Source organism: Escherichia albertii (assembly GCF_028622335.1).
Lineage (GTDB): Bacteria > Pseudomonadota > Gammaproteobacteria > Enterobacterales > Enterobacteriaceae > Escherichia > Escherichia albertii.
In genome coordinates, this window is record NZ_CP117568.1 from 216,101 (window position 1) to 240,159 (window position 24,059).

Sequence of the window (24,059 nt, forward strand, 5' to 3'; positions counted from 1 at the left end):
TCATTTTTTCCCTCCCTGGAGGACAAACGTGTCTAAGCGTCGTGTAGTTGTGACCGGACTGGGCATGTTGTCTCCTGTCGGCAATACCGTAGAGTCTACCTGGAAAGCTCTGCTTGCCGGTCAGAGTGGCATCAGCCTAATCGACCATTTCGATACTAGCGCCTATGCAACGAAATTTGCTGGCTTAGTAAAGGATTTTAACTGTGATGACATCATCTCGCGCAAAGAACAGCGCAAGATGGATGCCTTCATTCAATATGGAATTGTCGCTGGCGTTCAGGCCATGCAGGATTCTGGCCTTGAAATAACGGAAGAGAACGCAACCCGTGTTGGTGCTGCTATTGGCTCCGGGATTGGCGGACTTGGATTGATCGAAGAAAACCACTCATCTTTGATGAATGGTGGTCCACGTAAGATCAGCCCGTTCTTCGTTCCGTCAACGATTGTGAACATGGTGGCAGGTCACCTGACTATCATGTATGGCCTGCGTGGCCCAAGCATCTCTATCGCGACCGCCTGTACTTCTGGCGTGCACAACATTGGTCATGCTGCGCGTATTATCGCGTATGGCGATGCTGACGTGATGGTTGCAGGCGGCGCAGAGAAAGCCAGTACGCCGCTTGGCGTTGGTGGTTTCGGCGCAGCACGTGCATTATCTACCCGCAATGATAACCCGCAAGCGGCCAGCCGCCCGTGGGATAAAGATCGTGATGGCTTTGTACTGGGTGACGGTGCCGGTATGCTGGTGCTCGAAGAGTACGAACACGCGAAAAAACGCGGTGCGAAAATTTACGCTGAAGTTGTCGGTTTTGGTATGAGCAGCGATGCTTACCATATGACGTCGCCGCCGGAAAACGGCGCAGGCGCGGCACTGGCAATGGCGAATGCTCTGCGTGACGCAGGTATTGAGCCGGGCCAGATTGGCTACGTTAACGCGCACGGTACGTCGACGCCGGCAGGCGATAAGGCGGAAGCGCAGGCCGTGAAAACTATCTTCGGTGAAGCTGCAAGCCGCGTGCTGGTAAGCTCCACGAAATCCATGACCGGTCACCTGTTAGGTGCTGCTGGTGCAGTAGAGTCTATCTACTCCATCCTGGCGTTGCGCGATCAGGCTGTTCCGCCGACCATCAACCTGGATAACCCGGATGAAGGTTGCGACCTGGATTTCGTGCCGCACGAAGCGCGTCAGGTTAGCGGAATGGAGTATACCTTGTGTAACTCCTTCGGCTTTGGTGGCACTAACGGTTCTTTGATCTTTAAAAAGATCTAAGTTGCTGTTTTACACCTCTATAAAAGGTCCGCTTGCGGGCCTTTTTTCTTGACTCTGACCCAGACTTGTTCTGCGGTGAACATACTGCGACACTAACAATACTCTTATAAGGAGCTGCTATGTTCTTAATTAACGGTCATAAACAGGAATCGCTGGCAGCAAGCGATCGAGCAACGCAGTTTGGCGATGGCTGTTTCACGACAGCCAGAATTATTGACGGTAGAGTTAGCTTGTTATCCGCGCACACGCAGCGGCTACAGGAAGCCTGCCAACGCTTAATGATCGCCTGTGATTTCTGGTTGCAGCTTGAACAAGAAATGAAATACCTGGCAGCAAAGCAGCAAAACGGCGTGCTGAAGGTGATGATTAGCCGCGGTTGTGGTGGAAGAGGGTACAGTACGTTAAATAGCGGACCGGCAACGCGCATTCTCTCGGTTGCGGCTTATCCTGCGCATTACGACCGCTTACGTAATGAGGGAGCGACGTTGGCGTTAAGCCCGATTCGCCTGGGACGTAATCCTCACCTTGCGGGGATTAAACACCTTAACCGTCTGGAGCAGGTGTTGATTCGCTCTCATCTTGAGCAGACAAACGCCGATGAGGCGCTGGTTCTTGACAGCGAAGGGTGGGTTACGGAATGCTGTGCGGCTAATTTGTTCTGGCGCAAAGGCGATGTGGTCTACACGCCGCGTCTGGATCAGGCTGGAGTTAACGGCATTATGCGACAATTCTGTATCCGTTTACTGGCACAATCTTCTTATCAGGTTGTCGAAGTACAAGCCGTACTGGAAGAAGCGATGCAGGCGGATGAGATGATTGTTTGTAATGCGTTGATGCCGGTTATTCCCGTACGTGCCTGTGGCGATATCTCCTTTTCGTCAACAACGCTATATGAATATTTAGCCCCACTTTGTGAGCACCCGAATTAGTCATGAAAAAAGTGTTATCGATTGTTTTGTTATTGTTGGTGGTACTGGGTATTGCCGCCGGTGCGGGCGTCTGGAAGGTTCGCCATTTTGGCGATAGCAAATTACTCATTAAAGAAGAGACCATTTTCACTCTGAAACCAGGGACCGGGCGACTGGCACTTGGTGAACAGCTTTACGCCGACAAAATCATCAATCGACCCCGTGTCTTTCAGTGGCTATTGCGTGTGGAGCCGGATCTTTCTCACTTTAAAGCCGGGACTTACCGCTTTACACCGCAGATGACCGTGCGCGAAATGCTGCAACTGTTGGAAAGTGGTAAAGAAGCGCAGTTCCCTCTTCGGCTGGTGGAAGGGATGCGCCTGAGCGATTACCTCAAGCAATTACGTGAAGCGCCGTATATCAAACACACGCTGAGCGACGATAAGTACGCTACCGTGGCGCAGGCACTGGAACTTGAAAACCCGCAGTGGATTGAAGGTTGGTTTTGGCCAGACACCTGGATGTATACCGCTAATACCACTGATGTTGCGTTGCTTAAGCGAGCGCATAAGAAAATGGTGAAAGCGGTTGATAGTGTCTGGGAAGGGCGTGTGGACGGACTGCCGTACAAAGATAAAAATCAACTGGTAACCATGGCATCGATTATCGAAAAAGAGACTGCCGTTGCCAGCGAGCGCGCTCAGGTTGCCTCGGTATTTATTAACCGGTTACGTATTGGCATGCGCCTACAGACTGACCCGACGGTGATTTACGGGATGGGGGAGCGTTATAATGGCAAGCTTTCTCGTGCTGATCTTGAGACGCCGACAGCGTATAACACCTATACCATTACCGGCCTGCCGCCGGGGGCAATTGCCACGCCGGGAGAAGATTCGCTGAAGGCTGCCGCACATCCGGCAAAAACACCGTATCTCTATTTTGTGGCCGATGGTAAAGGCGGACACACGTTTAATACCAATCTTGCCAGCCATAACAAGTCTGTGCAGGATTATCTGAAAGTGCTTAAGGAAAAAAATGCGCAGTAAGTATATCGTCATTGAAGGGCTGGAAGGCGCAGGCAAAACCACGGCACGTAACGTGGTGGTCGAGACGCTTGAGCAACTGGGTATCCACGATATGGTTTTCACTCGTGAACCTGGCGGTACGCAACTTGCCGAGAAGTTAAGAAGCCTGGTGCTGGATATCAAATCGGTAGGCGACGAAGTTATTACTGATAAAGCCGAAGTGCTGATGTTTTATGCCGCGCGTGTTCAATTGGTAGAAACGGTTATCAAACCGGCGCTGGCTAACGGCACCTGGGTGATTGGCGATCGTCACGATCTCTCTACTCAGGCGTATCAGGGGGGGGGACGTGGTATTGATCAACATATGCTGGCAACGCTACGTGATGCTGTTTTGGGCGATTTTCGTCCTGACTTAACGCTCTATCTCGATGTTACCCCGGAAGTTGGCTTAAAACGCGCTCGCGCACGTGGAGAGTTGGATCGTATTGAGCAAGAGTCATTCGATTTCTTTAATCGCACTCGCGCCCGCTATCTGGAACTGGCCGCACAAGATAGAAGCATTCACACCATTGACGCTACCCAGCCGCTGGATGCCGTCATGGACGCAATTCGTACCACCGTGACCAATTGGGTTAAGGAGCAGGGCGCATGAGATGGTATCCATGGTTACGACCTGATTTCGAAAAACTGGTAGCCAGCTATCAGGCAGGAAGAGGTCACCATGCGCTACTTATTCAGGCGTTACCAGGTATGGGCGATGATGCCTTAATCTACGCTCTGAGCCGTTTTTTACTCTGCCAACAACCGCAGGGTCACAAAAGTTGCGGTCACTGCCGTGGATGTCAGTTGATGCAGGCTGGCACGCATCCCGATTATTACACCCTGATTCCCGAAAAAGGGAAGAACGCGCTGGGCATTGATGCAGTACGGGAAGTTACCGAAAAGCTAAATGAGCACGCACGTTTAGGCGGTGCAAAAGTTGTCTGGGTAACCGATGCTGCTTTGCTGACCGACGCCGCAGCTAACGCATTGCTGAAGACACTGGAAGAGCCGCCAGCAGAAACCTGGTTTTTCCTCGCTACCCGAGAGCCTGAACGTTTACTGGCGACATTACGTAGCCGTTGTCGGTTACATTACCTCGCGCCGCCGCCAGAACAGTACGCTGTGACCTGGCTTTCACGTGAAGTGACAATGTCACAAGAGACGTTGCTTGCCGCACTGCGCTTAAGCGCCGGTTCGCCCGGCGCGGCATTGGCGCTGTTTCAGGGAGATACCTGGCAGGCCCGCGAAACACTTTGTCAGGCGCTGGCATACAGTGTGCAATCTGGCGACTGGTATTCGATGTTAGCGGCGCTTAATCATGAGCAAGCTCCGGCGCGCCTGCACTGGCTGGCAACGTTGTTGATGGATGCGCTAAAACGCCATCATGGCGCTTCGCAAGTTACCAATGTTGATGTTCCGGGTGTCGTTATCTCGCTGGCAAATCGTCTTTCTCCCTCGCGCCTGCAAACTATGCTGGGGGATGTTTGCCACAGTCGCGAGCAGTTAATTTCTGTTACAGGCGTAAACCGCGAACTTCTTATCACCGATCTTTTACTGCGTATTGAGCATTACCTGCAACCGGGCGTTGTGTTACCGGTTCCTCATCTTTAAGAGAGACATCATGTTTTTAGTCGACTCACACTGCCATCTCGATGGTCTGGATTATGAATCTTTGCATAAGGACGTAGATGACGTTCTGGCAAAAGCCGCTGCGCGCGATGTGAAATTTTGTCTGGCGGTCGCCACGACATTACCTGGTTATCTGCATATGCGGGATCTGGTAGGAGAACGCGATAACGTCGTATTTTCTTGCGGTGTGCATCCGCTCAACCAGAATGATCCCTACGATGTAGAAGATTTACGCCGTCTGGCGGCGGAAGAGGGGGTTGTTGCGCTGGGAGAAACCGGGCTGGATTATTATTACACGCCGGAAACTAAGGTTCGTCAGCAAGAGTCCTTCATCCATCATATTCAGATTGGTCGTGAACTGAACAAACCGGTTATCGTTCATACCCGTGACGCTCGTGCCGACACGTTGGCAATTCTGCGCGAAGAAAAAGTGACGGATTGCGGTGGCGTACTACACTGTTTTACAGAGGACAAAGAAACGGCGGGCAAATTACTGGATCTTGGATTTTATATCTCTTTCTCTGGTATTGTGACCTTCCGTAATGCTGAACAATTGCGTGATGCCGCGCGTTATGTACCTCTGGATCGGTTGCTGGTCGAAACGGATTCTCCTTATCTGGCGCCAGTGCCGCATCGAGGAAAAGAGAATCAACCTGCGATGGTTCGTGACGTTGCAGAATACATGGCTGTGTTGAAAGGTGTTGCCGTTGAAGAACTGGCGCAGGTAACCACCGATAACTTCGCCCGTCTGTTTCACATCGATGCTTCCCGCCTTCAATCCATCCGTTGAATGAGTTTTTTTAAAGCTCGTAATTAATAGATAAAACGAGTAAAGTTCACCGCCGCAAACTGGGCGGTGAATAACCATGTTTGAAATATTGTGACATCTATTTTGTCAATATGTGCAACTTCGCTAAAGATCTGAAGTTGAAACGTGATAGCCGTCAAACAAATCGATACTGAATTATTTTACTCTGTGTAATAAATAAAGGGCGCTTAGATGCCCTGTACATGGCGAGGCTCTCCCCCCTTGCTACGCGTGAGAACGTAAAAAAAGCACCCATACTCAGGAGCACTCTCAATTATGTTTAAGAATGCATTTGCTAACCTGCAAAAGGTCGGTAAATCGCTGATGCTGCCAGTATCCGTACTGCCTATCGCAGGTATTCTGCTGGGCGTCGGTTCCGCGAATTTCAGCTGGCTGCCCGCCGTTGTGTCGCATGTCATGGCAGAAGCAGGCGGTTCCGTCTTTGCAAACATGCCACTGATTTTTGCTATCGGTGTCGCCCTTGGCTTCACCAATAACGATGGCGTTTCTGCGCTGGCCGCGGTTGTTGCTTATGGCATCATGGTGAAAACCATGGCCGTGGTCGCACCGCTGGTACTACATTTACCTGCTGAAGAAATCGCCGCTAAGCATCTGGCGGATACGGGCGTACTCGGGGGGATTATCTCCGGTGCGATTGCAGCGTACATGTTTAACCGTTTCTACCGTATTAAGCTGCCTGAGTATCTTGGCTTCTTTGCCGGTAAACGCTTTGTGCCGATCATTTCAGGTCTGGCTGCCATCTTTACCGGCGTTGTGCTGTCCTTCATTTGGCCGCCGATTGGTTCCGCAATCCAGACGTTCTCCCAGTGGGCTGCTTATCAGAACCCGGTAGTTGCGTTTGGTATCTACGGTTTCATCGAACGTTGTCTGGTGCCGTTTGGTCTGCATCATATCTGGAACGTACCTTTCCAGATGCAGATTGGTGAGTACACCAACGCGGCTGGTCAGGTATTCCATGGCGACATTCCGCGTTATATGGCAGGCGACCCGACGGCGGGTAAACTGTCTGGCGGCTTCCTGTTCAAAATGTACGGTCTGCCGGCTGCCGCGATTGCTATCTGGCACTCTGCTAAACCAGAAAACCGCGCTAAAGTGGGCGGTATCATGATCTCCGCAGCGTTGACCTCGTTCCTGACCGGTATCACCGAGCCGATCGAGTTCTCCTTCATGTTCGTTGCGCCGATCCTGTACATCATCCACGCGATTCTGGCTGGTCTGGCATTCCCGATCTGTATTTTGCTGGGGATGCGTGATGGCACCTCGTTCTCGCACGGTCTGATCGACTTTATCGTTCTTTCTGGCAACAGCAGCAAGCTGTGGCTGTTCCCGATTGTCGGTATCGGTTATGCGATTGTTTACTACACCATCTTCCGCGTGTTGATTAAAGCACTGGATCTGAAAACGCCGGGGCGTGAAGATGCGACCGAAGATGCAAAAGCCGCAGGTACCAGCGAAATGGCGCCGGCACTGGTTGCTGCATTTGGTGGTAAAGAAAACATCACTAACCTCGACGCATGTATTACTCGTCTGCGCGTCAGCGTCGCTGATGTGTCCAAAGTGGATCAGGCTGGCCTGAAGAAACTGGGCGCAGCGGGCGTAGTGGTTGCTGGTTCTGGTGTTCAGGCAATTTTCGGTACTAAATCCGATAACCTGAAAACCGAAATGGATGAATACATCCGTAACCACTAATCCGTAAGAAGTTGGGGAGACTAAGGCAGCCAAATGGCTGCCTTTTTTACAGGTGTGTTGATCAACGTTATCCTGCTCGACATGAAAGGAGCCACCTTGTCTGCTCATTCGCATGTAGAAATGGGAAAATGGCGATGTATGCGGCAGCAAAACGATTTTTTGCTTAATAAATCGTGGGTTAAGGTTGAAAGAGCAGGTTTAACTCGACCATACTCTATACTCGCAGTGTGGTGCGGCGTAGCATGGCGCAACGCATGGCTATTTGAAAAAGGAAAATGTCGTGGCAGAAGAAACTATTTTTAGCAAAATTATTCGTCGTGAGATCCCCTCCGATATCGTCTACCAGGATGAGCTGGTAACGGCGTTTCGCGATATTTCGCCGCAAGCGCCAACGCATATACTGATTATCCCAAATACCCTCATTCCGACCGTCAATGATGTGTCTGCCGAACACGAGCAGGCGCTGGGGCGCATGATTACCGTCGCGGCAAAAATCGCCAGGCAAGAAGGTATTGCCGAAGATGGCTATCGTTTGATCATGAATACCAATCGTCATGGTGGACAAGAGGTGTATCACATCCATATGCACCTGCTGGGAGGCCGTCCGCTGGGCCCAATGCTGGCGCATAAAGGTTTGTAACGATGAGAAAAGGATGCTTTAGGCTGGCGTCACTGATGTTGTTATTGTTGGTGGGGTGTCGCTCACACCCGGAAATTCCGGTGAATGATGAGCAATCGCTGGTGATGGAGTCATCTCTGTTGGCTGCAGGCATTAGCGCAGAAAAGCCCGTTCTTTCGACGTCTGATATTCAGCCTTCAGCATCCTCGACGCTTTATAACGAAAGGCAAGAACCCGTTACCGTTCATTATCGTTTTTATTGGTATGACGCCAGAGGGTTGGAGATGCATCCTCTGGAAACGCCACGCAGTGTCACTATTCCTGCACGTTCAGCGGTGACCTTGTACGGCAGCGCCAATTTTCTGGGGGCGCATAAAGTCAGACTTTATCTTTATTTGTAAGGGGTGAATCTTGATGACAAAAATGAGTCGCTACGCCTTAATCACCGCGCTGGCGATGTTTCTCGCCGGGTGTGTGGCGCAACGTGAGCCTGCGCCAGTAGAAGAGGTGAAACCTGTTCCAGAGCAACCAACCGAGCAGCAACAGCCGGTACCGACCGTACCAACAGTGCCGACGATCCCGCAGCAGCCGGGGCCGATTGAGCATGAAGATCAAACCGCACCGCCTGCGCCGCATGTTCGCCATTATGACTGGAATGGCGCGATGCAGCCGATGGTCAGTAAGATGCTCGCGGCTGATGGCGTGACGGCGGGTAGCGTTCTGTTGGTGGATAGCGTCAATAACCGTACCAACGGTTCGCTGAATGCAGGGGAAGCGACAGAAACGCTACGTAATGCGCTGGCTAATAACGGCAAGTTTACCCTCGTTTCTGCCCAGCAGCTTTCAATGGCCAAGCAGCAGTTAGGTTTGTCGCCGCAGGACAGCTTAGGCACTCGCAGTAAAGCCATCGGTATTGCCCGCAACGTGGGCGCTCATTATGTGCTGTACTCCAGCGCCTCTGGTAATGTGAATACGCCAACCCTGCAAATGCAACTGATGCTGGTCCAGACTGGCGAAATTATCTGGTCAGGTAAAGGTGCCGTTCAGCAACAATAATCCCATTACGCGCGACAAATTACTGTCGCGTTATTTCCCGCAGTATCACCCCGTCGCGACGTTTAATCGTGGACTTAGCGGCGGGAGTTTTCTCATAGAGCATCAGGATCAACGTTTTGTTGTGCGCCAGCCGCATGATCCTGATGCGCCGCAGTTCGCGTTTTTGCGCCAGTATCGGGCTTTATCGCAATTACCCGCCAGCCTTGCGCCAAAGCCGCGTTTATATCTTCGCGGCTGGATGGTCGTTGACTATTTGCCTGGCGAAGTAAAAACGCAATTGCCGGATACCGACGAACTGGCATGCTTGCTGTATTATCTGCATCAGCAACCACGTTTTGGCTGGCGAATAGCGCTGCTACCGTTGCTGGAACAATACTGGCAACAAAGCGATCCGGCACGGCGGACTCCGGGCTGGTTACGGCAGTTAAAACGTCTGCGCAAAATACGTGAACCGCAGCCATTACGCTTAAGCCCGTTGCATATGGATGTCCACGCTGGAAATTTGGTCCATAGCGTGTCTGGGCTGAAACTTATCGACTGGGAGTATGCCGGCGATGGGGATATTGCGCTGGAACTGGCGGCAGTGTGGGTGGAAAATACTGACCAGCACCGACGGTTGGTTAATGACTATGCCGCGCAGGCGAAGATTGACCCGACGCGATTATGGCATCAGATCAGGCGTTGGTTTCCCTGGCTGCTGATGCTGAAAGCAGGATGGTTTGAGTACCGCTGGCGACAAACCGGCGATCAACAATTTATCAGGCTGGCCGATGACACCTGGCGGCAGCTATCAATAAGACAATAAGGAGAGCAGTGTGGGTCCAGTAATGTTGGATGTCGAAGGTTACGAACTGGACGCGGAAGAGCGTGAAATTCTGGCGCATCCGCTGGTAGGAGGGCTGATTCTCTTTACGCGTAACTATCACGATCCGGCGCAGTTACGTGAGCTGGTGCGCCAGATCCGCGCAGCTTCCCGCAATCATCTGGTGGTGGCGGTGGATCAGGAAGGTGGTCGCGTGCAACGCTTTCGTGAAGGTTTTACCCGTTTACCAGCGGCGCAATCTTTTGCCGCGCTGTTGGGGATGGAAGAGGGCGGAAAACTGGCGCAAGAAGCAGGTTGGCTCATGGCCAGCGAGATGATTGCCATGGATATTGATATCAGTTTTGCGCCCGTGCTGGACGTAGGGCATATCAGCGCGGCGATTGGCGAGCGTTCTTATCATGCCGATCCCGAAAAAGCGCTGGCAATCGCCAGCCGGTTTATTGATGGTATGCATGAAGCCGGAATGAAGACCACCGGCAAGCACTTCCCGGGTCATGGCGCAGTCACGGCAGACTCACATAAAGAAACGCCGTGCGACCCTCGCCCACAAGCGGAAATTCGCGCTAAAGATATGTCGGTCTTCAGTCGCTTAATCCGCGAAAATAAACTCGATGCCATTATGCCTGCGCATGTGATCTACAGCGATGTTGACCCGCGTCCGGCGAGCGGTTCTCCCTACTGGCTGAAGACCGTTTTACGCCAGGAGTTGGGTTTTGACGGCGTCATTTTCTCTGACGATTTGTCGATGGAAGGCGCGGCGATTATGGGCAGTTACGCTGAACGAGGTCAGGCTTCTCTGGATGCGGGTTGCGATATGATCCTGGTCTGCAATAATCGTAAAGGGGCCGTCAGCGTGTTAGATAATCTGTCACCGATCAAAGCAGAACGTGTTACAAGTTTGTATCATAAAGGTTCATTTTCGCGACAGGAACTGATGGACTCGGCTCGCTGGAAAGAGGTCAGCGCCCGTCTGAATCAGTTACATGAACGCTGGCAGGAAGAGAAAGCAGGTCACTAACCCTGACTTATGTGAGGAAGCGATGATTATCTATTTACACGGTTTTGACTCTAACAGTCCGGGTAACCACGAGAAAGTTTTGCAACTACAGTTTATTGACCCGGATGTACGGCTGATAAGCTACAGTACGCGACATCCGAAACACGATATGCAGCATTTACTCAAAGAAGTGGACAAAATGCTGCAACTCAATGTTGACGAGCGTCCGCTGATTTGTGGCGTTGGGCTGGGCGGTTACTGGGCCGAGCGAATTGGTTTTCTCTGTGATATCCGCCAGGTGATCTTCAACCCTAATTTATTCCCGTATGAGAATATGGAAGGGAAGATTGATCGCCCGGAAGAGTACGCTGATATCGCCACTAAGTGTGTGACTAACTTCCGCGAGAAAAATCGCGATCGTTGTCTGGTGATTTTATCGCGTAACGATGAAGCCCTTAACAGCCAGCGGACATCGGAAGAATTGCATCATTATTACGAGATTGTATGGGACGAAGAGCAGACCCACAAATTCAAAAATATCTCCCCGCATCTGCAACGCATTAAAGCGTTCAAAACCCTCGGATAAATGCCCTCGTCGCATCAGGTAACCTTGCCGATACCTGATGCGCTCCAGATTCTGTAAGTCGGAAAAGGCGTTCACGCCGCATCCGACAGTCAAGCATCAATGCCTGATGCGATGCTACGCATCTTGTCAGGCCTACCAAACGCCCTCCATACCCTACTCACGCTATATCACTCTCAAAAATTCGCTCAAATAACAAACAATGAACTCTGTTTTTTGATCTCACCCGGTAAAATCGCCTATCTTTCCAGCAACAAAACTTGATTCACATCAATTTTGGTATGACCAATGCACCATTCATGTTATTCTCAACAACGAAAAACATTTTCATGGCTGTAACCTGTTGTTAATTAAGAGCTATATCAATAACTATTACTTAACAATTGGTTAATAAATTTAAGGGGGTCACGTTGACTACGCCATTGAAAAAAATTGTGATTGTCGGCGGCGGTGCTGGTGGGCTGGAAATGGCGACACAGCTTGGACATAAGTTGGGGCGCAAGAAAAAAGCCAAAATCACGCTGGTCGATCGTAACCACAGCCACCTGTGGAAACCGTTGCTGCATGAAGTAGCGACTGGCTCGCTCGATGAAGGCGTTGATGCGCTGAGCTATCTGGCACACGCGCGTAATCATGGTTTCGAGTTCCAGCTAGGTTCTGTGGTTGATATCGATCGTGAAGCGAAAACAATCACTATTGCTGAGCTGCGCGACGAAAAAGGCGAGCTACTGGTGCCGGAACGCAAGATCGCGTACGACACGCTGGTAATGGCGCTGGGCAGCACCTCTAACGATTTCAATACGCCGGGTGTAAAAGAGAACTGTATTTTCCTTGATAACCCGCATCAGGCGCGCCGTTTCCATCAGGAGATGCTGAATCTGTTCCTCAAGTACTCAGCTAACCTGGGCGCGAATGGCAAGGTAAATATTGCTATTGTCGGTGGCGGCGCAACGGGAGTGGAACTTTCTGCTGAGTTGCACAATGCTGTGAAACAACTGCACAGCTATGGCTATAAAGGGCTGACCAACGAAGCCCTGAATGTGACGCTGGTGGAAGCGGGCGAACGCATTTTACCAGCGTTGCCGCCGCGTATTTCTGCTGCGGCTCACAGTGAGTTGACGAAATTGGGCGTTCGCGTACTGACGCAAACTATGGTTACCAGTGCTGATGAAGGCGGCCTGCACACTAAAGACGGCGAATATATTGAGGCCGATCTGATGGTGTGGGCGGCCGGGATCAAAGCGCCGGATTTCCTGAAAGATATTGGCGGCCTGGAAACCAACCGTATTAACCAACTGGTGGTGGAACCAACGCTACAGACTACGCGCGATCCTGACATTTATGCCATTGGCGACTGCGCGTCATGTCCGCGCCCGGAAGGGGGCTTTGTCCCGCCGCGCGCTCAGGCTGCGCACCAGATGGCTACCTGCGCAATGAACAATATTCTGGCGCAGATGAGCGGTAAGCCGCTGAAAAATTATCAGTATAAAGATCATGGATCGCTGGTATCACTGTCTAACTTCTCAACCGTCGGTAGTCTGATGGGTAACCTGACGCGTGGTTCAATGATGATTGAAGGGCGTATTGCGCGCTTTGTGTACATCTCGCTGTACCGAATGCATCAGATTGCGCTGCATGGCTACTTTAAAACCGGATTAATGATGCTGGTGGGGAGTATCAACCGCGTTATTCGTCCGCGTCTGAAACTGCATTAATCGGCGCACACTGGCGGATGCGGCTTAAATGCCCTATCCGCCCTTGAGGAACAGTGCTAACTGTAGGCCTGATAAGACGTGGTAAGTGTCGCATCAGGCATCCTTTCAGACTCCTCTGAATCCCTCAGTTTTTCCTGTTATTCCCCCGCTTTTCATCTTCTGTCTGATGGTCGTTTCACCTCTTCGCTTGCATGATTGGCATAACTGCAAAGAAGGAGGTGTTCCCGTGAATAAATCTATGTTGGCGGGTATTGGCATTGGTGTGGCGGCTGCGCTTGGCGTAGCAGCGGTGGCCAGTCTGAATGTGTTTGAACGCGGTCCGCAATATGCTCAGGTTGTTTCTGCAACCCCAATCAAGGAAACCATTAAAACGCCGCGCCAGGAATGTCGTAATGTCACGGTGACCCATCGCCGTCCGGTACAGGATGAAAACCGTATTACCGGTTCTGTTCTTGGAGCGGTAGCTGGCGGGGTGATAGGGCATCAGTTTGGCGGTGGTCGTGGTAGAGACGTTGCTACGGTGGTTGGGGCGCTCGGCGGCGGGTATGCCGGTAACCAGATTCAGGGATCTCTGCAGGAAAGCGATACTTACACGACTACCCAACAACGTTGTAAAACCGTGTATGACAAATCAGAAAAAATGCTCGGTTATGACGTAACCTACAAGATTGGCGATCAGCAAGGCAAAATCCGCATGGATCATGATCCAGGCACGCAGATCCCGTTGGATGGCAATGGGCAATTAATTCTGAATAACAAAGTATAAAAAAGCTGCGTTTTGCAATTTAGCCCCTCATTCGCTCAGGTTGAGGGGCTTTTTTTACGCTACTTCACCAACTCTGGCCATAAGCGCAACGTTGTCTGAGCAATCTGCATTAGTTTTTCCAGCGATGCGCCTTCACGGGCGCTAATCGACATTCCCTGAATAATGCAATTAAGAAATTCGGCGAGATGCGCCACGTCACAGTGAGGGGGGATTTCACCACGAGTCTGCCGTTGATGTAAAAACTGCTGCAGGGTGCGTTCTTGCATGGCATGACGTGATTTTAGTGTATGGGCGATATCACCTGAATCTGGAGAGAGCGTGGTGCAATTGTTGATCATAAAGCAGCCAGCCGGGGTGTCTTTACTGGTAAAGCAGCTGGCGATGGCAGCAAAATAGTCAGCCAGCGCAGACTCCACGCTTTTCTCTTCACAAAACAGCTGTGCTTTATGCTTAGCGGCAAAACGATCGATATAGCGGTCGAGAACGGCGCGGAATAACCCCTCTTTGTTGGTAAATTCCGCGTATAGCGTCGGCGCTTTGGCTCCGGTCGCTTCGACGAGGTCCGCAAGAGAAGTCGCTTCATAACCATGTTGCCAGAACAATTTCATGGCCTTATCAAGTGCGGCGTCCCTGTCGAACACTTTTGGGCGGCCACGACTTTTTTTTACACAAGGTGTTGAGTCAATTGCCATGATGCCGTTGTACCTGGTGACTGTGAATGAAAAGTTATTATAAAAATAATCACCTCCGTTCACCAGTCTGGTGATCAGAAAAATAATCATTTGCTATTTGTATGAAATTTATAGTCTTTTAAATTAATTAATGATTGTTATAAAAAACTTCTTGTATGTGATCCAGATCACATCTATCATTTAGTTATCGATCGTTAAGTAATTGCTTGCGACGCCATTCACCTGCATAAGGCCACTATTATGAAAAACGTAAAAACCCTCATCACTGCTGCTATTTTAAGCGCTATATCATTCGCCAGCTTTGCGGCCGTCGAAGTTCAGGCTACACCAGAAGGTCAACAGAAAGTGGGGACGATTAGTGCTAACGCAGGGACTAATCTGGGATCGCTGGAAGAGCAGTTAGCGCAAAAAGCGGATGAGATGGGCGCAAAATCTTTCCGTATTACTTCTGTAACCGGTCCGAATACCCTCCATGGAACAGCAGTAATTTATAAATAAGCATTAACCCTCATTAATGCCTGCTACTGCTGATTTTTTTCCCCGCGACATGCCGTGTCGCGGGGATTTTTGTGCACAGAAAACCCCCAGCTAGGCTGGGGGTTCTGGAAAGCTTTCAGCTTTGAGCCAGTTATTAAAACCCCTTTTGATTTGTTAAAACACCTTGCGGTCTGGCAACTGCAAGTGTCAAACAAGAAATCAAAAGGGGGTCCCAATGGGGAACGAAAAGAGCTTAGCGCACACCCGATGGAACTGTAAATATCACATAGTTTTTGCGCCAAAATACCGAAGACAGGTGTTCTACAGAGAGAAGCGTAGAGCAATAGGCAGTATTTTGAGAAAGCTGTGTGAGTGGAAAAGCGTACGGATTCTGGAAGCTGAATGCTGTGCAGATCATATCCATATGCTTGTGGAGATCCCGCCCAAAATGAGCGTATCCGGCTTTATGGGATATCTGAAAGGGAAAAGCAGTCTGATGCTTTACGAGCAGTTTGGGGATTTGAAATTCAAATACAGGAACAGGGAGTTCTGGTGCAGAGGGTACTACGTCGATACGGTGGGTAAGAACACGGCGAAGATACAGGATTACATAAAGCACCAGCTTGAAGAGGATAAAATGGGAGAGCAGTTATCGATTCCCTATCCGGGCAGCCCGTTTACGGGCCGTAAGTAAGGAAGTTGGATGCAAATGTCAGATCGTGTGCGCCTGTTAGGGCGCGGCTGGTAAGAGAGCCTTACAGGCGCATTTGAAAAACCTCCGGCTATGCCGGAGGATATTTATTTATTCGGGATTTACAGCGCTTGTTGGTTCACTTGATGATGACGACGCACGTCCACCGGCATCCCGGAGCGTACATCCATCGCATGCTGCATCACTTCCGCGTCAGTTTGCGCCGCATCTTTAAATGCCTGCATTGCGTTGTTGAGCGTAATCGGCAGCAATTGTGGATCGTCATCAATCTTCTCTGATAAAGGCTGATGCACTTCTACCAGGCGTGCGCCGTTTGGTTCCGCCGATACTTTTATTGGCGTATTGATAATATTCACTTTGGTGCCAGGGGTAACCTGGTTAAAAAGTGTTTTGATATCATCATCGCGCAGGCGGATACAGCCAGAACTTACTCGCATACCAATACCGAAATCGGCGTTTGTACCGTGCAGTAAATAGACGCCGCCATAGGCCGCCAGACGAATCGCATGATGACCCATCGGGTTATCTGGCCCCGCCGGAACCACTGCTGGAAGTTCGATGCCCTGGGCTTTATAACGGGCGCGGATGTTTGCGGTAGGCGTCCAGGTCGGGTTAGCGCGCTTGTCTGAAACAGTGGTTACCATCGTTGGCGTAAGCGTATCGCCACCCAACTGACCAATGCCAATCGGATATACAGTTACTGCGTTTTTACCCGGAGGGTAGTAATAGAGACGCAATTCCGCAATGTTGATAACAATACCTTCGCGTGGCGCATCAGGCAGTAAAGTTTGCAATGGAATGGTTAATACGCTACCCGCACGAGGCACATACGGATCCACGCCGGGATTAGCCTGCAACAGCGCCAGAAAACCGACGTTATATTTTTTGGCGATGGCTTCCAGCGAACCGCCATCATTTTCCACCACATGAAATTTGTTTTCGCCAACCAGACGACTGCCCGCTGGCGGCAGCGGCCAGGTATTGGCTTTTGCCGGTAGCGCCAGCGTTATGGCTGCGGCGAGCGTAAAAAACGTCAACCAGCGAGAAAAACGCATTTTGATCATCACCAAAATCCATAAAAAATAGCAGGTTATTGGAATAAAAGATAAGTATGGATTATGGATGTAGGCTGTGTCGGATAGTGCAGGGAAGTGCAAAGAATTTGTAAATGTTGGGGGGGGGCAGAGATGCCATTTCATGCCGGATGTGGCATGAACGCCTTATCCGACCTACAAATGCAACACATGGTGCATCCTGTGTAGGCCGGATAAGTGCAGCGCATCAGGTAATTTGGCGAAACGCCCCCCGATTAGCCATTAAGCGATCGCGTTCTCTTCCAGCTCTCGCATAAACTGACGTACCCATTCGATACGCGTTTTCCGCTCGCTCAAATCCTGAATAAACTTCAGGCGCGTCGGGCCATCAAGTCGATAATGCTGCGGTTGTTTTTGCAACAGACCAATTAACCAGGCTGGATTCACGTGATTCTTCTCGGCAAATTCGATCACGCCGCCTTTCTCATTACCTTCCAGCTTCCTGATCCCCAGTTTCTGCGCTTGCTGGCGCAGACGGGCAATATCCAGCAGGGTACGCGCCGGATCCGGCAGCAGGCCGAAGCGATCGATAAGTTCGACTTTGATCTCTTCCAGCTCGTTTTCCGTTTTGGCACTGGCAATACGTTTATAGAACGACAGACGCGTATTCACGTCAGGGATGAAGTCATCCGGCAACAGCGACGGCATTCGCAGTTCGACTTCCGTTTGCTGGCTGGTGAGATCTTCCAGCGACGGCTCGCGTCCGGCTTTCAGCGCATCGACGGCATTTTCCAGCAACTCCATATACAGCGAGAAGCCGATGGTTTCCATCGAACCGCTTTGTTCTTCGCCAAGCAGTTCGCCCGCACCGCGGATCTCCAGGTCGTGCGTTGCCAGCGCAAAACCTGCACCAAGATCTTCCAGCGAGGCAATTGCTTCGAGACGTTTTTGCGCATCGGTAGTCATCGCTTTTGGATGCGGCGTCAGCAGCCATGCATATGCCTGATGATGCGAACGTCCGACACGACCGCGCAACTGGTGTAATTGTGCCAGACCGAAGTGATCCGCGCGTTCAATAATAATGGTGTTAGCGGTTGGGATGTCGATCCCGGTTTCGATAATCGTAGTACAAACCAGCACGTTGAAACGCTGATGGTGGAAATCATTCATCACCCGTTCCAGTTCGCGTTCGCGCATCTGTCCGTGACCGATGGCTATCCGCGCTTCCGGTACCAGTTCCGCCAGTCGTTCTGCGGCTTTCTGGATGTTTTCCACGTCATTGTAGAGATAGTAAACCTGCCCCCCGCGTAGAATTTCACGCAGGATAGCTTCTCTGACCACCAGACTGTCGTATTCACGGACAAACGTTTTGACCGCCAGACGACGGGCGGGGGGGGTTGCGATAATCGACAGATCGCGCATTCCACTCATCGCCATATTCAGCGTACGTGGAATTGGCGTCGCGGTGAGCGTCAGGATGTCAACGTTCGCGCGCATTGCTTTAATACGCTCTTTATGACGCACCCCGAAGCGGTGTTCTTCATCGACAATCAACAGCCCCAAATCTTTAAACTTGACGTCGCTTTGCAGCAGTTTGTGCGTACCGATCAGAATATCGATTTTCCCTTCCGCCACTTCCGTAAGGATTTGCGTCTGTTCTTTGGCGCTGCGGAAACGGGAGATCATTTCGATACGTACCGGCCAGTTGGCGAAACGGTCGCGGAAGTTATCGTAATGCTGTTGCGCGAGAAGGGTGGTAGGCACCAGCACCGCCACCTGCTTGTGGTTTTCCACCGCCAGGAAAGCGGCTCGCATCGCGACTTCCGTTTTACCAAAGCCAACATCGCCGCACACCAGACGATCCATTGCCAGCGGCTGACACATGTCACTAAGCACTGCATTAATGGCTTGCGCCTGATCCGGCGTGGTTTCAAACGGGAAGCTGTCGCAGAACAATTGATACTGCTCACGATCGTGTTTAAACGCGAAGCCCTCTTTGGCGGCGCGTTGCGCGTAGATATCCAGCAATTCCGCCGCCACATCACGCACTTTTTCCGCCGCTTTCTGCCGCGCGCGTGACCACGCATCGCCGCCAAGTTTATGCAGCGGGGCATTTTCTTCCGCGCCACCTGCGTAACGGCTAATCAGATGCAGCGACGACACGGGAACATACAATTTGGCGTCGTTAGCGTAGGTGAGCATCAGATACTCGCCAGTAATGCCGCCTGCTTCCAGCGTAGTCATTCCGGCATAGCGTCCGACACCGTGCTCCAGATGGACCACCGGCTGACCAATATGCAGTTCCGCGAGGTTGCGGATTAGCGTGTCGGGGTTGATGGCGCGCCGTGAGTCCTGGCGGCGACGGGCAACGCGTTCACCGAGCAGATCGCTTTCGCAAATCAGCGCCAGATTACGCACTGTATCGACAAAACCATGTTCGGCAGCGCCAATCATCAGATAACGCCCACGGTCGCAGGCTTCATCAAGACGCATAATGCGTTGCGGAGCAATTTTGATTCGGGCGAGCAGTTCACCCAGCGCTTCACGGCGGCCTTCACTTTCTACCGAGAACACCACCGGACCGTCGAAAGACTCAAGAAATTTACGTAGTGCATCCAGCGGCGCTTTTTGTTGCGCCTGAACGGCCAGATCTGGCAGTTTCTGGAAACCTAAATTGGCATTTGCTGCTTTCGCCGGTAAATGTTCGGTTTTCAACTGCACGCGGGGCCAGTTTTTTAGCTCTGAGAAGAACTCGTCTACCCGCAACCAGAGCGATTGTGGCGGCAATAGCGGCCGCATTGGATCGACGCCGCGATTTTCAAAACGCGTCAGCGTATCGGCCTGGAAACGCTCGGCGCTGTTTTCCAGATCGCCAGTATTTACCAGCAATGTGTTTGCAGGGAAATAACTGAACAGTGGCGGCAGCGGTTCGCTGAAGAACAATGGCTGCCAGTACTCGATTCCGGCAGGCAATGTGCCTTTACTGACTTGCTGATAAATGTGCTCAGGATCACGCTTTACTTCGAAGGTGTCGCGCCACTGACTGCGGAACAGTTCAATCGCCGCTTTATCGGTCGGGAATTCGTGGGCGGGCAACAGATTGATGGCTTCGACTTCTTCCAGCGTACGCTGGCTGTCGACGTCAAACACCCGCAGGCTGTCAATTTCGTCATCAAAGAAATCAAGACGATAAGGGAGTTCGCTGCCCATCGGGAAGAGATCCAGCAGCGCACCGCGCGTAGCGTATTCGCCGTGTTCCATCACCTGATCAACATGGCGATATCCGGCGCTGTCCAGTTGTGCGCGCAGAGTGTCGCGCGACAAACGCTGGCCTTTTTTCATTACCAGCGCATGACCGTGGAGAAAACTGTGCGGACAGACACGCTGCATAAGCGTATTCACCGGAACAATCAGTACGCCACGCTGCATCGATGGCAACTGGTAAAGGGTCGAAAGGCGTGAGGAGATAATGTCCTGATGAGGCGAAAAACTGTCGTAGGGGAGAGTTTCCCAATCTGCCAGATTCATCACCATCTGGTCAGTGAACTGGCTGATTTCGTCTTGCAAACGCAAGGCATTTTGCATGTCTGGCGCAATAAGCACCACTGGTCCAGCGTGACGTTCGGCAATTTCCGCTACCAGCGTCGCGCAGGCAGCGCCGGTTAACTCGCCCAGCAGACGTTGCTCACCCGCTTTGACGGGCAGCGTATAACGATATTGTTCAGGCATAACGGTTGTCAGATTCTCGTTAGGATATGCCTCAACATATGGGGGCATATCTCCTATAAGCAATGCCGTTCATTATCCGTAATCAACATGGTTTGGCAAATTGAATCGCCCCTGCCGGGGAGAGGGGGGCGGGAACCCGGATATTTGGCTTTTTTCCGCTAACGTTCAGCCCGGAGAAGTGATAAAAACACAGTTTGCTAGCTAATTGATTTACGACTGCTTTTCAGATTAACCCTGACGATCACTTACAGTTCAGACGTTTACCCATTCCACTTTCGCTTATATACTCGTGTCTTTGCTAACAGCAACCAGACGGATTTCATGTACCAACCTGTCGCTCTATTTATTGGCCTGCGTTACATGCGTGGGCGTGCAGCGGATCGCTTCGGTCGTTTCGTCTCCTGGCTTTCTACCATTGGCATCACCCTCGGAGTGATGGCGCTGGTCACAGTATTGTCAGTGATGAATGGCTTTGAGCGCGAGCTGCAAAACAACATCCTTGGCCTGATGCCACAGGCAATTCTCTCTTCTGAGCATGGCTCACTTAACCCGCAGCAACTCCCGGAAACGGCAGTCAAACTGGACGGCGTAAATCGCGTCGCGCCGATAACCACTGGTGATGTGGTACTGCAAAGCGCACGTAGCGTGGCAGTCGGCGTCATGCTGGGTATCGATCCTGCGCAAAAAGATCCTTTAACGCCTTATCTGGTCAATGTGAAACAAGCCGACCTTGAACCGGGGAAATATAATGTCATTCTCGGGGAGCAGCTTGCCTCACAGCTGGGCGTGAATCGCGGTGATCAAATCCGTGTGATGGTCCCTTCCGCCAGCCAGTTTACGCCAATGGGGCGTATACCCAGCCAGCGCCTGTTTAACGTGATTGGCACTTTTGCCGCCAACAGTGAGGTCGACGGCTATGAAATGCTGGTGAATATTGAGGATGCCTCGCGTCTGATGCGTTATCCGGCGGGCAATATTACCGGCTGGCGTTTATGGCTGGATGAGCCGCTGAAAGTCGACTCTTTAAGCCAGCAAAAATTGCCTGAAGGCAGCAAATGGCAGGACTGGCGTGACCGTAAAGGCGAGCTGTTCCAGGCCGTACGCATGGAAAAAAATATGATGGGCTTGCTGCTGAGTCTGATTGTCGCCGTTGCAGCCTTTAACATTATTACATCGCTGGGGCTGATGGTGATGGAGAAGCAGGGCGAAGTGGCGATCCTGCAAACGCAAGGCCTAACTCCGCGACAAATCATGATGGTCTTTATGGTTCAGGGAGCCAGCGCCGGAATTATCGGTGCAATACTCGGAGCCGCGCTTGGCGCGTTGCTTGCCAGCCAGTTGAATAATCTGATGCCGATAATTGGCGTCCTGCTTGATGGCGCGGCGCTGCCGGTGGCTATCGAACCATTGCAGGTCATTGTGATTGCGCTGGTGGCGATGGCTATCGCGCTGTTGTCTACGCTTTATCCTTCCTGGCGCGCTGCCGCCACTCAACCCGCTGAGGCTTTACGTTATGAATAATATCCTGTTGCAATGCGACAACCTGTGCAAACGCTATCAGGAAGGCAGTGTGCAAACCGATGTGCTGCACAATGTCAGTTTCAGCGTGGGCGAAGGTGAAATGATGGCGATCGTCGGCAGCTCTGGTTCTGGTAAAAGTACCTTGCTGCACTTGTTGGGCGGGTTGGATACGCCAACCTCCGGCGATGTCATTTTTAATGGTCAGCCAATGAGCAAATTGTCGTCGGCGGCGAAAGCGGAACTACGTAACCAGAAACTGGGCTTTATTTATCAGTTTCACCACTTGCTACCAGACTTTACTGCGCTGGAAAACGTGGCTATGCCGCTGCTGATTGGCAAGAAAAAGCCCGCTGAAATCAACAGCCGAGCGTTGGAAATGCTCAAAGCCGTGGGGCTGGAGCATCGCGCGAATCACCGTCCTTCAGAGCTTTCCGGCGGCGAACGTCAACGTGTGGCGATTGCTCGTGCGCTGGTGAATAACCCGCGTCTGGTGCTGGCGGATGAACCGACTGGCAACCTTGATGCGCGTAACGCAGACAGTATTTTCCAGTTGCTTGGGGAACTCAATCGTTTGCAGGGAACTGCCTTTTTAGTCGTGACGCACGATCTGCAACTGGCGAAACGTATGAGCCGTCAACTGGAAATGCGTGATGGACGGCTGACGGCGGAACTGAGCCTGATGGGGGCAGAGTAATGGCGATGCCTTTATCGTTATTAATTGGCCTGCGCTTTAGTCGCGGACGGCGACGCGGCGGCATGGTGTCGCTGATCTCCGTTATTTCTACCATTGGCATTGCACTTGGCGTAGCTGTTTTGATCGTCGGCTTAAGTGCGATGAACGGCTTTGAACGCGAACTGAATAACCGCATTCTGGCGGTGGTGCCGCATGGTGAAATCGAAGCGGTTAACCAGCCGTGGACCAACTGGCAAGAAGCACTGGATAAGGTGCAGAAAGTGCCAGGTATTGCCGCCGCTGCGCCATATATCAATTTCACCGGACTGGTAGAAAGCGGTACGAATCTGCGCGCTCTGCAGGTGAAAGGTGTTGATCCACAGCAGGAACAGCAACTTAGCGCGCTGCCTTCGTTTGTTCAGGGAGATGCCTGGAACCATTTTAAAGCCGGTGAGCAGCAGATTATCATCGGCAAAGGCGTGGCGGATGCGCTGAAAGTGAAGCAGGGCGATTGGGTATCGATCATGATCCCAAACTCGAATCCCGAGCATAAACTGATGCAGCCGAAACGCGTGCGCTTGCACATTGCTGGTATTTTGCAGTTGAGCGGTCAACTCGATCACAGTTTTGCCATGATCCCACTGGCAGATGCCCAGCAATATCTTGATATGGGCTCCAGCGTGTCAGGTATTGCCCTTAAAATGACCGATGTTTTTAACGCCAACAAACTGGTACGCGATGCGGGTGAAGTGACCAACAGCTATGTTTATATTAAGAGTTGGATCGGTACTTACGGCTACATGTATCGTGATATCCAGATGATCCGCGCCATTATGTATCTGGCAATGGTGTTAGTGATTGGCGTAGCGTGTTTCAACATCGTCTCCACTTTAGTGATGGCGGTGAAAGACAAGAGTGGCGATATCGCAGTATTAAGAACGCTGGGCGCGAAAGATGGTTTAATCCGCGCTATTTTCGTCTGGTATGGATTGCTGGCGGGGTTGCTTGGCAGCCTGTGTGGTGTCGTTATCGGCGTCGTGGTTTCGCTTAAACTTACCTCGATTATTGATTGGATTGAAAAGCTGATTGGTCATCAGTTCCTTTCCAGCGATATCTATTTTATTGACTTCCTGCCATCAGAATTACATTGGCTGGATGTTTTCTACGTACTGGTCACAGCATTGTTGCTGAGTCTTTTGGCAAGTTGGTATCCGGCGCGGCGCGCCAGTAATATTGACCCTGCGCGAGTCCTTAGCGGCCAGTAAAGGCA

Annotated in this window: 24 protein-coding genes; 21 read left to right on the forward strand and 3 right to left on the reverse strand. The window is 51.4% G+C overall.

Annotated elements, in window-relative coordinates; translation table 11 throughout:
- The first annotated feature begins 28 nt into the window (after positions 1–28).
- From fabF to PS053_RS01115, 16 genes are all read left to right on the forward strand, one after another.
- Entirely contained in the window at positions 29–1,270 is a 1,242-nt protein-coding gene (gene fabF / locus PS053_RS01040; protein ID WP_000044662.1) for a beta-ketoacyl-ACP synthase II, read from the forward strand.
- Positions 1,271–1,389: 119 nt separating this feature from the next.
- Positions 1,390–2,199 (forward strand): aminodeoxychorismate lyase, encoded by an 810-nt coding sequence (pabC, locus tag PS053_RS01045; protein WP_256879462.1) that lies wholly within the window; start codon positions 1,390–1,392, stop codon positions 2,197–2,199.
- Positions 2,200–2,201: 2 nt separating this feature from the next.
- Complete coding sequence (gene yceG / locus PS053_RS01050) at positions 2,202–3,224, forward strand: cell division protein YceG (RefSeq protein ID WP_204619080.1); 1,023 nt, start codon at positions 2,202–2,204, stop codon at positions 3,222–3,224.
- Positions 3,214–3,855 (forward strand): dTMP kinase, encoded by a 642-nt coding sequence (gene tmk, locus PS053_RS01055; protein ID WP_001256994.1) that lies wholly within the window; start codon positions 3,214–3,216, stop codon positions 3,853–3,855. The genes yceG and tmk overlap by 11 nt, the downstream gene beginning before the upstream one ends.
- Positions 3,852–4,856 (forward strand): DNA polymerase III subunit delta', encoded by a 1,005-nt coding sequence (gene holB / locus PS053_RS01060; RefSeq protein WP_256879461.1) that lies wholly within the window; start codon positions 3,852–3,854, stop codon positions 4,854–4,856. Before tmk ends, holB begins: the two co-directional genes overlap by 4 nt.
- 10 nt (positions 4,857–4,866) lie before the next feature.
- Positions 4,867–5,664, forward strand: coding sequence for a metal-dependent hydrolase (locus tag PS053_RS01065; RefSeq protein WP_000480241.1), 798 nt, complete (start codon positions 4,867–4,869; stop codon positions 5,662–5,664).
- 294 nt (positions 5,665–5,958) lie between these two features.
- Complete coding sequence (ptsG, locus tag PS053_RS01070; protein ID WP_000475697.1) at positions 5,959–7,392, forward strand: PTS glucose transporter subunit IIBC; 1,434 nt, start codon at positions 5,959–5,961, stop codon at positions 7,390–7,392.
- Positions 7,393–7,425: 33 nt separating this feature from the next.
- Positions 7,426–7,695, forward strand: coding sequence for a hypothetical protein (locus PS053_RS01075; protein ID WP_059224893.1), 270 nt, complete (start codon positions 7,426–7,428; stop codon positions 7,693–7,695).
- Positions 7,673–8,032, forward strand: coding sequence for a purine nucleoside phosphoramidase (gene hinT / locus PS053_RS01080; RefSeq protein WP_002461978.1), 360 nt, complete (start codon positions 7,673–7,675; stop codon positions 8,030–8,032). Before PS053_RS01075 ends, hinT begins: the two co-directional genes overlap by 23 nt.
- A 2-nt stretch (positions 8,033–8,034) precedes the next feature.
- Positions 8,035–8,412, forward strand: a complete 378-nt coding sequence (locus tag PS053_RS01085; protein ID WP_001225302.1) for a YcfL family putative periplasmic lipoprotein — start codon at positions 8,035–8,037, stop codon at positions 8,410–8,412.
- Positions 8,413–8,425: 13 nt separating this feature from the next.
- Positions 8,426–9,067: a penicillin-binding protein activator LpoB gene (gene lpoB / locus PS053_RS01090; protein WP_059270067.1), complete on the forward strand. Its 642-nt coding sequence runs from the start codon at positions 8,426–8,428 to the stop codon at positions 9,065–9,067.
- Positions 9,048–9,872, forward strand: a complete 825-nt coding sequence (gene thiK / locus PS053_RS01095; protein WP_256879460.1) for a thiamine kinase — start codon at positions 9,048–9,050, stop codon at positions 9,870–9,872. Before lpoB ends, thiK begins: the two co-directional genes overlap by 20 nt.
- 10 nt (positions 9,873–9,882) lie before the next feature.
- The gene (gene nagZ / locus PS053_RS01100; protein ID WP_025237163.1) at positions 9,883–10,908 is read left to right on the forward strand and encodes a beta-N-acetylhexosaminidase; all 1,026 of its coding nucleotides are present in this window, start codon (positions 9,883–9,885) and stop codon (positions 10,906–10,908) included.
- A 22-nt stretch (positions 10,909–10,930) separates the two neighbouring features.
- Entirely contained in the window at positions 10,931–11,473 is a 543-nt protein-coding gene (gene ycfP / locus PS053_RS01105; RefSeq protein WP_000587933.1) for an alpha/beta hydrolase YcfP, read from the forward strand.
- 407 nt (positions 11,474–11,880) lie between these two features.
- Positions 11,881–13,185, forward strand: coding sequence for an NADH-quinone dehydrogenase (gene ndh, locus PS053_RS01110; RefSeq protein WP_010331835.1), 1,305 nt, complete (start codon positions 11,881–11,883; stop codon positions 13,183–13,185).
- A 226-nt stretch (positions 13,186–13,411) separates the two neighbouring features.
- Positions 13,412–13,951: a glycine zipper 2TM domain-containing protein gene (locus tag PS053_RS01115; RefSeq protein WP_002461985.1), complete on the forward strand. Its 540-nt coding sequence runs from the start codon at positions 13,412–13,414 to the stop codon at positions 13,949–13,951.
- Between the two features lie 59 nt (positions 13,952–14,010).
- On the opposite strand, the gene comR is transcribed toward PS053_RS01115, so the two are convergent.
- Positions 14,011–14,643 carry a TetR family copper-responsive transcriptional repressor ComR gene (gene comR / locus PS053_RS01120; protein WP_000963395.1) on the reverse strand — a complete coding sequence of 211 codons (633 nt, stop codon included), beginning with the start codon at positions 14,641–14,643 and terminating at the stop codon, positions 14,011–14,013.
- A 240-nt stretch (positions 14,644–14,883) separates the two neighbouring features.
- Here comR and bhsA point away from each other — a divergent pair, with 240 nt between their 5' ends.
- Positions 14,884–15,141: a multiple stress resistance protein BhsA gene (gene bhsA, locus PS053_RS01125; RefSeq protein ID WP_000800162.1), complete on the forward strand. Its 258-nt coding sequence runs from the start codon at positions 14,884–14,886 to the stop codon at positions 15,139–15,141.
- Positions 15,142–15,355: 214 nt separating this feature from the next.
- On the forward strand, positions 15,356–15,814 hold the full coding sequence (gene tnpA, locus PS053_RS01130) for an IS200/IS605-like element IS200C family transposase (RefSeq protein WP_000526135.1): 459 nt from the start codon (positions 15,356–15,358) through the stop codon (positions 15,812–15,814).
- Positions 15,815–15,933: 119 nt separating this feature from the next.
- Here the strand turns inward: tnpA and ldtC are convergent, their stop codons facing one another.
- Positions 15,934–16,896: a L,D-transpeptidase LdtC gene (gene ldtC, locus PS053_RS01135; RefSeq protein WP_000594307.1), complete on the reverse strand. Its 963-nt coding sequence runs from the start codon at positions 16,894–16,896 to the stop codon at positions 15,934–15,936.
- 252 nt (positions 16,897–17,148) lie between these two features.
- Positions 17,149–20,595, reverse strand: coding sequence for a transcription-repair coupling factor (gene mfd / locus PS053_RS01140; protein WP_054410795.1), 3,447 nt, complete (start codon positions 20,593–20,595; stop codon positions 17,149–17,151).
- Positions 20,596–20,916: 321 nt separating this feature from the next.
- Here mfd and lolC point away from each other — a divergent pair, with 321 nt between their 5' ends.
- The 3 genes from lolC to lolE are packed head-to-tail and all read left to right on the forward strand — an operon-like array spanning position 20,917 to position 24,054.
- The gene (gene lolC, locus PS053_RS01145) at positions 20,917–22,116 is read left to right on the forward strand and encodes a lipoprotein-releasing ABC transporter permease subunit LolC (RefSeq protein ID WP_000284708.1); all 1,200 of its coding nucleotides are present in this window, start codon (positions 20,917–20,919) and stop codon (positions 22,114–22,116) included.
- Positions 22,109–22,810: a lipoprotein-releasing ABC transporter ATP-binding protein LolD gene (gene lolD / locus PS053_RS01150; RefSeq protein ID WP_001059716.1), complete on the forward strand. Its 702-nt coding sequence runs from the start codon at positions 22,109–22,111 to the stop codon at positions 22,808–22,810. Before lolC ends, lolD begins: the two co-directional genes overlap by 8 nt.
- Positions 22,810–24,054, forward strand: coding sequence for a lipoprotein-releasing ABC transporter permease subunit LolE (lolE, locus tag PS053_RS01155; protein WP_001251383.1), 1,245 nt, complete (start codon positions 22,810–22,812; stop codon positions 24,052–24,054). Before lolD ends, lolE begins: the two co-directional genes overlap by 1 nt.
- Positions 24,055–24,059: the final 5 nt, after the last annotated feature.